This window comes from Sodaliphilus sp., from assembly GCF_045598405.1.
Lineage (GTDB): Bacteria > Bacteroidota > Bacteroidia > Bacteroidales > Muribaculaceae > Sodaliphilus > Sodaliphilus limicaballi.
This window is the reverse complement of record NZ_JAZLLZ010000037.1, coordinates 167091-179562: the sequence shown is the minus strand read 5'-3', so window position 1 is coordinate 179562 and position 12472 is coordinate 167091. Positions and strand designations below refer to the sequence as shown.

The following is a 12472-nucleotide window of genomic DNA, read 5'->3' as shown; positions in this document are numbered from 1 at the left end:
TCGATGTCGTGTTGGTGGTTCGTTTGGTTTTATTTGCAGCACTAAATTAAGTGAAATCACCGACATGACAAAATCCTGGGCAACTTTTTGTTGCTCAGGATATTATAAAAATTGTTAACAAAAGTGCTGCGGAATTAAGGTATTTCGTGAAATGTTGACTATTTGAATTAAATTTTATAATTTTGTGAAAACATCAAAAAGTATTTTCACAATGAATCTATCTAAAATCGGTTTATTTACAATAACTGCAATAGTTTGTAATATAGTTGCGGTTGCAGGTCAGGTTGACTATGTCAACACACTGGTGGGCAGCGCTTCGAGTCATGCGTTGTCGAGCGGCAACACTTATCCTGCCGTGGCTGTGCCGTGGGGAATGAACTTCTGGACTCCGATGACAGGCGAAATGGGTAATGGTTGGACCTATACTTACCAGTCAAACCAACTGCGGGGATTCAAGCAAACTCACCAGCCTAGCCCGTGGATAAATGATTATGGCCAATTTGCCATTATGCCCACTAGCGGCAAGCCTGTGTTTGATCAAAACGCTCGTTCTAGCTGGTTCTCGCACATGGCCGAAGATGCTCATCCGCATTATTATAAGGTTTATCTGGCTAGTCACAATATCACTGCCGAGATTACTCCCACATCGCGTGCTGCGGTGTTGAGGTTTACTTTTGGAAACGCAGGCATGAACAATATTGTCGTGGATGCGTTTGATGGCGGATCGCATGTGACCGTAGATGCTGCTAAACGCCGCATAACAGGTTACACGACAAAGAATAGCGGGGGAGTGCCGCGCAACTTCAAGAACTATTTTGTCATTGACGTCGATTGCGATATTGCTGATGCTTGGATAGTCGAAAACGGTTATAACGACACATTGCATGCCGGTGCTTCGGCAACTGGTTCGCATGCCGGTGCGGTTGTTTCGTTCATCTGCAATCAAGGGACGGTTGTTACCGCCCGTGTCGCCTCGTCTTTCATTAGCGAGGAACAAGCCTTGCTCAACCTTAACGAACTAGGCAATGATGATTTTGATAAAGTAAAGGAACGGGCTGAAAATGAGTGGAATGAGAAATTGGATAGAGTCGTTATTGAGGATGACAACGTGGACGCCAAGCGCACTTTCTATTCATGCCTCTACCGGTCGTTGCTGTTTCCTCGCAGCCTTTATGAAATCAACGCTGAAGGCAAAATCATCCATTATAGTCCGTATAACGGAAAAGTGCTTGATGGCTATATGTTTACCGATACAGGTTTCTGGGATACATTCCGCAGTTTGTTCCCGTTGCTTAACTTGCTATTTCCCAGCATGAACGAGAAGATTCAGCAAGGCCTTGCCAATGCTTACCGTGAGAGCGGTTTCTTGCCCGAGTGGGCGAGTCCTGGGCATCGCGACTGCATGGTGGGCAACAACTCGGCTTCGGTCGTGGCCGATGCTATTGTGCAGGGTGTCACTGTGCATGACAAGGAAATCTTGTGGGAGGCCGTTACACGTGGCGCTAATGCCAACCATCCTAGGGTGAGTTCTACTGGCCGATTAGGCTGGGAATACTATAACTCACTGGGTTACGTTCCTTGTGACGTGGGCATTAATGAGAGCGCGGCACGCACGCTTGAATATGCCTATGATGACTGGTGCATTTACCAGATGGGTAAGGCATTGGGTAGGCCTGAAAGTGAAATTGCAGTGTATAAGAATCGCTCGCAGAACTATCGCAATCTCTTTGACCCAGAGACCAAACTCATGCGTGGCAAGAAGAAAAATGGCGGTTTTGCCGATAATTTCAACCCTTACAAATGGGGTGGGGACTTCACCGAGGGTAATAGCTGGCACTACACATGGAGCGTGTTCCACGATCCGGAAGGCTTGATAAACCTTATGGGTGGGAACAGTCAATTTGCAGCGATGCTCGACAGCGTGATGACCATGCCGCCGCTATACGACGACAGTTACTATGGCTTCACCATCCACGAAATAAGAGAGATGCAAATATCTGGATTTGGACAATACGCCCACGGCAACCAGCCCATCCAGCACATGCTTTATTTGTATAACTTTTGCGGTCAACCCTGGAAGACCCAGTACTGGGTGCGTGAGGTGATGAACCGTCTCTACAAGGCTACGCCCGACGGCTATTGTGGTGACGAGGACAACGGCCAGACATCGGCCTGGTATGTGTTCTCGGCGCTCGGTTTCTATCCCGTTTGCCCGGGATCGGGACAATATGTGTTAGGTGCTCCCTATTTTAATAAGGTGAAAATCCGTCTTGAAAATGGCAAGAAGCTGACTATCAATGCTCGGGATGTGAGCGACTCTGATCGCTTTGTTCAGCAATACCTGGTCAACGGTAAGGTGCATAATTTCAATACCATTGACATTGCAACCCTCAAAAACGGTGCCACCATAGATGCGACGATGGGCAATGCCCCCGCATCATTACATAAAGGAACCAGCACAGTGCCCACCAAAAAGAAAAGAACCTACCTCTTTGGGAAATAAAAGACGCACCCGACGGAAATCCGTCGGGCACAGTGGCTGCTTTCTCTTATTGACTGCTGGCAGCGATAGGTGGGCTGGGTGGTATCATTAGTGCTTATCGCTCATGAAGAACTCTAACTTGCCGCCTGCCATGATGTCGCGGTGGTCGATATAGGGTTTCTTGTGGGGCTTGCCGTTGAGGCGTATCGACTTGATGTAGATGTTCTTTGAGCTGTTGTTATGGGCTACAATCTCAAATGTGCCTCCGGGAACTTTTATGCTTGCCTTGTCGATTGCTGGTGAGCCGAAATAGTAGCGGCCGCCAGCGGGCTCTACCTGATAGAACCCAAGGGAAGAAAGTATGTACCAGGCCGACATTTGCCCCACGTCCTCATTACCGCACAGACCATCTTCTCCGTCGTTATACATCGTTGTGAGCACTTGACGCACTCGTTGTGCTGTCTTCCACGGTTGGCCAAGCATGGTATATATGTAGATAATGTGGTGGCTGGGTTCGTTGCCGTGGACATACTGTCCGATGAACCCCGTCATGTCGGGCGCTGCTTCCTTGCCTATGTCGCCTGTCACCACAAATAGCGAGTCTAGTTTGTTGAGCATCTTCTTCTTGCTACCAAAGCATTCTACGAGACCATTAATATCATGTGGGACGAGCCAAGTGTATTGCCAAGCGTTTCCCTCGCAATATTCGTCGGCCTGGTGTCGCTGTATAAACGGATCAAAAGGTTCCTTGAATTGTCCTTTGCTATCCACGGCACGCATGAAGCATGTCTGCTTGTCAAAGAGGCGTTTGTACTGCTTGCTTCGGCGCATGTATTCGTTATATTCAGCCGTCTTGCCCAGTTTCTTTGCGGCCTGGGCCACTGCCCAGTCGGCAAGGCAGTATTCCAGTTCGAAGGCAACGCTCTCGGCTTTCATCGAGTCGCAGGGAATGTAGCCTAATGTGCGGTGCCACTTCTGCCCGCGCTCGTCAAGGTTGGTGCTGTGAAGCATTGCTTCCATCGCATCGTCATAGTTGAAACCTGTAAATCCTTTGGTAATAGCATCGGCCACAACGGGGACTCCTGGATAGCCCACCATGCAGTTGGTCTCGCGCGCCATCAGATGCCAGATGGGGAGTTTGCCATTCTCCTTGCGTATATTAATCATCGTGTTGATGATATCGCTCATCATTTCGGGATGGATAATCGTCATCAACGGATGTGCTGCGCGATAGGTGTCCCACAAACTGAATGTGGTGTAGTTGGTGAAACCGGGGTCAGTGTGGTTCACGTGGTCGCTGCCGTGGTAACTACCGTTCACGTCACACATCACCGATGGTGCAATCATCGTGTGATACATCGCTGTGTAGAAACAACGCATAACGCTCGGGTCGTGGGTTTTGATACTTACTTTGCCCAGTTGCTTGTTCCATGCGTCACGTGCCTGGCTGCGCACGCACTCAAAGTTCCAACCGTCTTGTTCGGTATCGAGGTTTAATGCTGCTCCTTCTATTGAAGTTGCAGAGGTTCCCACCTTGACAAGGATTTCGCTGTCATGCGTCGTGTCAAAGTCAAACCTGCCATATACTGCTTTGGCTTCGAGCGTGGTGTTGCTTTGCTCTGTGCCATTAGTAATCAGATGTGCCGCAGTGAAAGGGCGTGAGAACACAGCTTTGAAATAAACAGGGTGGTTCCAAGACCATCCGCTGCTGCGGCGGTAGCCCACAATGGTTGAGTCGTTGATAACGGTGATGCTGCTAGATGTCACTTCGTCCCAACCTCCGCCGTTTTCAAGGTCAAATACGATGGCCGATTCGGCAGAGTGGGGGAATGTGTAACGGTGCAACCCCGTGCGCATGGTTGCAGTCAGCTCGGCATCAATGCCATATCTTGTGAGACGGGCTTTGTAGTAGCCGGCCTGTGCCACCTCGTGCTTCCTGTCTTGATAGGACCACAAGCCGCTCTTGCAGTCGCTTGTGTTGCCTCGGGCATATTTCACTTCGCCCACAACGGGCATTACTGTAATGTCGTGCAGGTCTCCTATGCCGGTCCCATTGAGTTGCGTGTGCGAGAAACCTATCACTGTGGAATCGCACCTGTTATAACCTGAACACCAGGGCCATTCCTGCGGGACGCTCGTTGGCCCCAACTGCACGAACCCAAACGGGACATTCGCCCCAACAAACACATGTCCAGTACCTGCCGACCCGATGAGAGGGTCAACGTATAGCGTATAATCAGTAGCAGCTATTGCTACAACAACCGTCGCAAAATTCACAATAACTGAAAATAATCTCCTATTCATGTCACAAAGATACTGATTTTTCTCATATTGAACAAAAAAAACAGGAGTCTTGTGTTGTCACAAGACTCCTGTGGAGTAGCGGGACTGAGAATTGAACTCAGGACCTCCGGGTTATGAATCCGACGCTCTAACCATCTGAGCTATCCCGCCATTTCCTTTTTGCGAGTGCAAAGGTAGTACATTATTTTGACATATACAAATTATTGCTGTCTTTTTTGCTTGAAAACGAAAAAATCATGCAAAAAACATATTATTTGCCGTAAACAAAACGAGAGTCTCACTCATGGCAGACTCTCGTTTTGATGTATGCTGTCTCTTTTGTTTACTTAAACAGGTAGTGAGAACTGATAGACTGATTGTTCAGGATGCGGTTAATAGTGTCGCCAAACAGCGGTGCCACATTGAGAATTGTAGCCTTGGGGCATGTTGACGCGTCAAATGGACGTGAGTCGGTGAGTACGAGTTCGTCAATGGCACTGTCCATGATTTTCTGCGCTGCGCTGACTCCTTCTTTGCTCACACTCATCACTGCATGCGATGCAAACACTCTCACGCTCTTGGCTCCATTTTCCTTCATGAGGTTTGCGGCCTTGCAAATAGTGCCTCCTGTGTCAATCATGTCGTCAATGAGGATGACGTTTTTGCCCTTCACATCACCAATTACCTTCATCTCGGCAACCTCGTTGGGATTTTCTCTGTGCTTGTGGCACAGCACGAGAGGTGCGTTGAGATACTTGGCATAAGAGTTTGCCCTCTTGGCTCCGCCCACGTCGGGACTGGCGATAACCAAGTCTTCGAGGTTCAGTTTCTGAATGTAAGGAACAAAGATTGTGGATGCATACAGATGGTTAACTGGCACGTTGAAGAAACCTTGAATTTGGTCGGCATGCAGGTCCATTGTGATGATGCTATCTACACCAGCTGCCGAGAGCAGGTCGGCAACAAGCTTGGCAGCAATCGAAACACGAGGCTTGTCTTTGCGGTCTTGACGGGCCCATCCGAAGTAGGGTATGACCGCGGTCACTGATTTTGCTGAGGCACGTTTGGCAGCGTCGATCATGAGCAGGAGCTCCATGAGATTGTCGCTGTTGGGGACAGTTGACTGCACGATATACACATGCACGCCTCTCACTGACTCTTCATAGCACACTTCAAACTCGCCGTCGGCAAAGCGTTGCAATTTCACGTCGCCAAGTTTTATGCCCAGCACATCGGCAATCCCCATGGCAACACTTTGGGATTTTGATCCAGAGAAAACTTTGAAATTACTCATAGTTGTTTGATAGATTAATCTTGTCGAGAACACAGGATTAGGCTGTCTCATGGATGCCATATACTGCATCTTGACTATAAACTTAGTGCAAAGTTACAAAATTATTGGTTGTTGTCCTAATCTTTTTTAGATAAACTAAAACTAATTTTTCAGGATAATTTCCACACCACGGCGTCATGAGCCTTGATTGACACTGCAAACGGGCTGGCAGGCGTGATGATAGCGTCTTTCCTTGTGCCGTGAATGAGATCAACGCAGGCGTGCTTGCCCTGTGCCAGGCCTATGTGGTTAAAGGCATGCTCTGGTATGTTCACGCTTGTGTTTGCTTCTTGGCCGGAGAAGTTGGCTATTACCAGCAGCACCTCATCGCCATAATGCCTCATGAATGCAAACTGGCGTGTAAGATGAGGGTTGACATACATGAGGTCAAACATTCCGCCTTGTGCGATTGCTTTTTCTTCGTTGCATAGTTTTAATATCCGTGCGTAGTATTCCCTAAGTTCGATGGCTTTGACCGAAGACTTTCCGGTGAGCCATTTGCGAAGCGAGGGGATGCTCCAAAAGTCGAATATCGTGGTGCGTCCGTCGAGTCCGCTGAACCCTTCGGCATCGGTGCCGCGCTCGCCAAGTTCTTGGCCAGCATAGACGAGGAACGGGCTCCGGTCGAGCATCGCACTCACCACGAGGGCCGGACGTCCTGCTAACGCGTCTCCACAGAACTGCGGTGAGGGCAGACGCAACTCATCGTGGTTTTCAAGGAAGTTGAGCATGTGGTCGCCCATGTGTTCTAGTTGCTGCCAGCAACGAGTAATCTCATGGGTTGATGATTTGTATTTCAATATATTGAACAGCGTGTCATAAAGTGTTACTTTATTGTATAGCAAGTCAAACAATCCATAGTTGACGTAGTTGTGATAAAGTGCGGTGTCGTAGATTTCGGCAATAAATATAATGCCAGGATACTTGTTCTTAACCCGAGAGATAGCCCAGTGCCAAAATTCGACTGGTACCATGTGAGCCATGTCGCACCTGAATCCGTCGATGCCCATGCTGGCCCAGTACATGAGAATGTGCAGCATCTTGTTCCATGTAGATGGCGTGGGGTCAAAATGACGGCTACCGTTCCATGGGTCAATGCCATAGTTTAATTTCACGGTTTCATACCAGTCGTTGATGCCAGGAGATGCATGGAAGCAGTCGTTGCCTGTGGCACGAGCGGGAAACTCAATGTACTCGTCCTTGCCGGTGCCAAGATCAACGCTGGGGCTAAACTGCTGGTCAGTTATATAGTAGAAATTATTGTTAGGAGTAAAGAACATGCCTTTGTCGTCGTTCTGTCCCAGACCGTCAACTCCTGGCAAGAACACATCGCTGTGATACTCGCGAGCCACGTGGTTAGGGACAAAATCCATAATCACCTTGAGTCCGGCACGGTGTGTGCGATTAACGAGTTTTTGCCATTCGTCGATGCGTTTGTCAACTTTCACGGCAATGTTAGGGTCAATGTCGTAATAGTCGCGTATGGCGTAAGGCGAGCCTGCTTTTCCCTTGACAATGTGAGCGTTGCAGGGACTTATGCCATTTTTTGTATATCCCACAGTGGTAGCATGCTCAATAACGCCTGTGTACCACACATGGGTTGCTCCAAGTGCTTTGATTTCTTTGAGCCTAGCACTTGTGATTTCGTTCATTTTGCCCACTCCGTTAGTCGCAATATCACCATTGGCAACACATGTCGTGCAAGTGTTAGTAAACAAGCGTGGGAGTAACTGATAGATAATGATTTTATCAGACATGTCTTTGATTTTTTTGAAAAAGGGCGAGACTATGATAGTAGCCTCGCCCTTATAATATAAGGTGTACTTTATATTATCCGAGGAAGCTCAGAAGAACACCGGCAGCAACAGCCGAGCCGATCACGCCAGCCACATTGGGACCCATAGCGTGCATGAGCAGGAAGTTGCGAGGATCAGCCTTTGCGCCTTCAACCTGGCTGACACGTGCAGCCATGGGCACAGCGCTCACGCCAGCCGAACCAATGAGGGGATTGATCTTCTCCTTGAGGAAAAGGTTCATCACCTTAGCCATGATAACGCCTGAAGCAGAACCGATACCGAATGCAACAATACCCACACACAGGATACCCAGAGTCTGGAAGTTCATGAACGAGCTTGCAGTTGCGGTTGCACCCACGGTGAGACCGAGGCAGATAACCACGATGTTGTTGAGCTCATTTTGTGCAGCCTTGCTCAGACGCTCAACCACGCCGCTTTCCTTCATCAGGTTACCAAGCATGAGGCAACCGATGAGTGTTGCAGCCGAGGGAACTACAAGAGACACGATGATAGCCACAACGATGGGGAAGATGATCTTTTCTTTCTTGCTCACTGTGCGAAGCTGTTTCATGCGGATCTTACGCTCCTTGTCAGATGTAAGCATTCTCATGATGGGCGGTTGAATTACGGGAACCAATGCCATGTAGCTGTAAGCAGCCACAGCAATGGGACCTAGCAATTCAGGAGCCAGCTTCGAAGTCAAGAAAATAGCAGTGGGGCCATCAGCACCACCGATGATGCCGATAGAAGCAGCCTGTGCGGGAGTGAAGCCGAAGATGGGGAGATCAAGCTGAGTCACAAGGAACGTAGCGAAGATGCCGATCTGTGCGGCAGCACCGAGCAAAAGGCTCTTGGGATTAGCAATAAGTGGACCGAAGTCGGTCATCGCACCCACGCCAAGGAAAATGAGACAGGGGTAGATACCGGCCTTGACACCGATGTAAAGGATGTCGAGCAGGCCACCGTGAGACATGATGTAACCATAGTCATGATAATGGTCTCCACCTTCCTTGAGGAACTCGTTGTTCCACATGTTAGAGTCAAACAAACCTGCTCCAGGCAAGTTTGTGAGAATCATACCGAAGGCGATGGGCAAGAGCAGCAGGGGCTCATATTCCTTCTTGATAGCCAGGTACAGCAGGAAACAGCCGATGCAAAGCATTACGAGGTTTTTCCAGCCTTCGCCCTGGAAGAATGAGGTGAACCCCATCTCGCTGGCAAAACTCGCCATGCTTGAGCCCAGGCTGAAGTCCTCGGCCATCATGGGGAAGGCACAAAGCAACAGAGCCGCAAATGCAAATAGTCTGAAATACTTTTTCTTTTGCATGACTTGTCAATTAATCAAGTTCAACCAATGCCTGGCCGCTTTGCACTTGCGCGCCAGCCTCGACGAGCACAGCCTTCACGGTGCCTGCAAATTCGGCAGTGATGCTGTTCTCCATCTTCATTGCCTCCATGAGGCATACTGTCTCACCGGCCTTTACAGCCTGTCCTGCCTTAACAAGCACTTTGGTGATGGTGCCGGGCAGGGGAGCCTCTACGACTTTAGCGCCGGGAGCGGCCTTGGGTGCTGCGGGGGCAGGTGCAGGAGCGGGAGCCGCTGCTGGTTTTGCTGCAGGCTTGGGAGCCGGTGCAGGAGTGCCAGCCACTGCGTCGGCAACCATTTCCACAAGCAGGTCGCCCTGGTTCACGCTCTGGCCTTGTGTGACAGCGATGCGCTGAACAGTACCGTCGCAATCGGCAACGATATCGTTAGCCATCTTCATTGCCTCGATCACGAGAAGCACTTCGCCTTTCTTTACGCGTTGTCCGTCGGCAGCAACGATCTTAGTCACTGTGCCAGGGAGTTCAGAGTTGATATTCTTGGGACCACCAGCCTGTGCGCCCGATGCAGAGTTACGGGCCATTGTGGGAGCAGCTGCCTTGGTCTGAGGCACCTCAACTTGATAGGCTTGGCCATTTACGGTAACTTCGAGTGTACCTGCGCCTTTTTCTTCAACTGTTGCGCTGTAGTCTTGGCCACCGAGTTTAAATTTGAATTCTTTCATTATTTTGATTTACAAAAGTTTTAATACTGAAATCACAATCTCTCATTGAGCACTGCATGCCAAGCCGATTGAGCCTTCTTTATGGTTAAGACGCCGCTTTCCTGATCGCCTTTGCTCTTTTGGTAAAGGTAAAGAGCGGTCGCTACGGCAGCCTTGTCCAGTTCGCTTGCTTCTTCGAGTGACTTGACAGGAAGTTCGGCGATACCTGCTTTTGGAGCATTGGTGCTTGATGCTTTCTTAGCCACAAGATTGAATACTTGAAGCACAAGCACGAGCACAACGAGAATGGCAAATACCACACCCACTCCGATGCATGTCATCAACCAAGTGCTGCTATCAATTGTTAAAAGCATATTCACTTAATTTTAATGTTTGATTACAAAGGTATGTTACCGTGCTTCTTGGCAGGGTTAGTAAGCTTCTTGTTTTCCAGTTGGGCAAGAGCGCGGATCACGCGGAAACGAGTGTTGCGGGGCTCGATAACATCATCAATGTAGCCATAGCGTGCTGCATTGTAGGGATTGGCGAACAAGTTGGTGTACTCGTCCTCTTTCTCCTTGATGAACGCCTTGGCCTCTTCAACCTTGCCTTCTTCCTTGAGAGCCTTGGCTTCCTTGGCATAGAGCACAGATGCGGCACCGCTAGCACCCATGACTGCAATTTCGGCTGAAGGCCATGCATAGTTGAGGTCGCCACGCAGCTGCTTGCAGCTCATCACGATGTGGCTGCCACCGTAGCTCTTGCGCAGTGTAACTGTCACCTTGGGCACTGTAGCCTCGCCGTAGGCGTAGAGCAGTTTAGCACCGTGGAGGATAACTGCGTTGTACTCTTGTGCAGTACCGGGAAGGAATCCGGGAACGTCAACGAGAGTGACGATGGGGATATTGAATGCATCGCAGAAACGAACGAAACGAGCACCCTTGCGTGAAGAGTTGCTGTCGAGCACACCTGCGAGCTGCTTGGGCTGGTTGGCTACGATACCTACGGTCTGGCCATTGAAGCGAGCGAAACCGATGATAAGGTTCTTTGCATAGCTGGGCTGTACCTCAAGGAACTCGCCGTTGTCAACGATGCCAGCGATAACCTGGTACATGTCGTAGGGCATGTTGGGGTTCTCGGGGATAATCTCGTTGAGGAAGTCCTCTGCACGGTTAATGGGGTCATTGCACTCGGCAAGAGGAGTCTTCTCCAGGTTGTTCTGGGGGATGTAGCTGAAGAGCTGCTTGATGAGGGCGATAGCCTCTTCCTCGTTAGAAGCAGTGAAATGAGTTACACCTGACTTGGTAGCGTGAACAGTTGCGCCACCGAGTTGCTCTTGTGTCACAACCTCGCCGAGCACTGCCTTGACCGGACCGGGGCCAGTGAGGAACATGTAGGAAGTGCCTTCGCACATGAGGGTGAAGTCGGTGAGGGCAGGAGAGTACACTGCACCGCCGGCACACGGGCCCATAATTGCTGAAATCTGGGGAATCACGCCCGAAGCAAGGATGTTGCGCTGGAAGATCTCGGCATAACCAGCAAGAGCGTTGATACCTTCTTGAAGACGTGCGCCGCCAGAGTCGTTAAGACCGATAACGGGTGCACCCACCTTCATCGCCATGTCCATGACCTTGCAGATCTTGGCAGCGAGCATCTCCGAGAGAGAACCTGCGCTCACTGTGAAATCTTGTGCAAACACATAAACGAGACGGCCGCTGATTGTACCAGAACCTGTTACAACACCGTCGCCCAGGTAGTGCTTCTTGTCCATGCCGAAGTTAGTGCAACGATGCTCAACGAACATGTCCATTTCCTCGAAACTGCCTTCGTCGAGCAGCATTGCGATACGCTCACGGGCAGTGAACTTGCCCTTGGCGTGCTGTTTTTCGATTGCTTTTTCGCCACCGCCTATGCGTGCTTTCTCACGCTTAGCGATAAGCTCTTGTATCTTTTCAATCTGACTACTCATTTTTGAATGATGAAATTTTTAATTTCTTAAGTGAATTATTTGTTGGGGTCCTCGCAAAGTTCTACCAGAGTGCCGCAAGTTGTTTTGGGGTGCAGGAAAGCGATGTTAAGTCCTTCAGCGCCCTTGCGGGGAGCCTGGTCAACAACGCGGCCACCCTTCTCCTGTACTTCAGCGAGAGCGTTGGCAACGCCGTCTTCAACTGCGAATGCGATGTGCTGGATACCTCCACGACCACCGTTCTTCTCGATAAACTTTGCGATAGCGCTGTCGGGGCTTGTTGCCTCAAGGAGCTCAAGTTTAGTCTGTCCCACTTTAAAGAAAGCGGTCTTTACGTGCTGGTCTGCTACCTCTTCAACTGCGAAGCATTTGAAACCCAGTAAGTTCTCGTAGAAAGGAATAGCCTCTTCCAAGCTGGTTACAGCTATACCCACGTGTTCAATGTGTGAAATTTGCATAATTTTGTTTTGTTATTAAAAATTTGGTTTAAAATAATTATCAATAAATAATGTGCAAATTTACAAATTTTTATTGTGACTAGGGCGTTATTTGCCGAAAAACTTTGCTAAAACGTACTATAAATGC

General features: G+C 49.4%; 9 protein-coding genes and 1 tRNA gene. 1 reads left to right on the top strand and 9 read right to left on the bottom strand.

The window, feature by feature from the left end; all coding sequences use genetic code 11:
• Positions 1-211 precede the first annotated feature (211 nt).
• A complete protein-coding gene (locus tag ACKI3C_RS03585) occupies positions 212-2503 on the top strand; it encodes a GH92 family glycosyl hydrolase (RefSeq protein ID WP_407402116.1) in 2292 nt (763 codons plus the stop codon).
• A gap of 87 nt (positions 2504-2590) precedes the next feature.
• On the opposite strand, the gene ACKI3C_RS03580 is transcribed toward ACKI3C_RS03585, so the two are convergent.
• The 9 genes from ACKI3C_RS03580 to mce all read right to left on the bottom strand — a co-directional run bounded on the left by ACKI3C_RS03580 (position 2591) and on the right by mce (position 12345).
• The gene (locus ACKI3C_RS03580; RefSeq protein ID WP_407402114.1) at positions 2591-4786 is read right to left on the bottom strand and encodes a GH92 family glycosyl hydrolase; all 2196 of its coding nucleotides are present in this window, start codon (positions 4784-4786) and stop codon (positions 2591-2593) included.
• A 76-nt stretch (positions 4787-4862) separates the two neighbouring features.
• Positions 4863-4936, bottom strand: a tRNA-Met gene (locus tag ACKI3C_RS03575).
• A gap of 172 nt (positions 4937-5108) precedes the next feature.
• On the bottom strand, positions 5109-6059 hold the full coding sequence (locus tag ACKI3C_RS03570; RefSeq protein ID WP_407402112.1) for a ribose-phosphate pyrophosphokinase: 951 nt from the start codon (positions 6057-6059) through the stop codon (positions 5109-5111).
• Positions 6060-6208: 149 nt separating this feature from the next.
• On the bottom strand, positions 6209-7855 hold the full coding sequence (locus ACKI3C_RS03565; RefSeq protein ID WP_407402110.1) for an alpha-amylase family glycosyl hydrolase: 1647 nt from the start codon (positions 7853-7855) through the stop codon (positions 6209-6211).
• A 73-nt stretch (positions 7856-7928) separates the two neighbouring features.
• Positions 7929-9155 carry a sodium ion-translocating decarboxylase subunit beta gene (locus ACKI3C_RS03560; protein WP_407402128.1) on the bottom strand — a complete coding sequence of 409 codons (1227 nt, stop codon included), beginning with the start codon at positions 9153-9155 and terminating at the stop codon, positions 7929-7931.
• A 76-nt stretch (positions 9156-9231) separates the two neighbouring features.
• Positions 9232-9942, bottom strand: coding sequence for a biotin/lipoyl-containing protein (locus tag ACKI3C_RS03555; protein ID WP_407402108.1), 711 nt, complete (start codon positions 9940-9942; stop codon positions 9232-9234).
• A gap of 32 nt (positions 9943-9974) precedes the next feature.
• Entirely contained in the window at positions 9975-10295 is a 321-nt protein-coding gene (locus tag ACKI3C_RS03550) for an OadG family transporter subunit (RefSeq protein ID WP_407402106.1), read from the bottom strand.
• 23 nt (positions 10296-10318) lie between these two features.
• Complete coding sequence (locus ACKI3C_RS03545) at positions 10319-11890, bottom strand: acyl-CoA carboxylase subunit beta (RefSeq protein WP_407402104.1); 1572 nt, start codon at positions 11888-11890, stop codon at positions 10319-10321.
• 35 nt (positions 11891-11925) lie between these two features.
• Positions 11926-12345: a methylmalonyl-CoA epimerase gene (mce, locus tag ACKI3C_RS03540; protein WP_407402102.1), complete on the bottom strand. Its 420-nt coding sequence runs from the start codon at positions 12343-12345 to the stop codon at positions 11926-11928.
• Positions 12346-12472 lie beyond the last annotated feature (127 nt).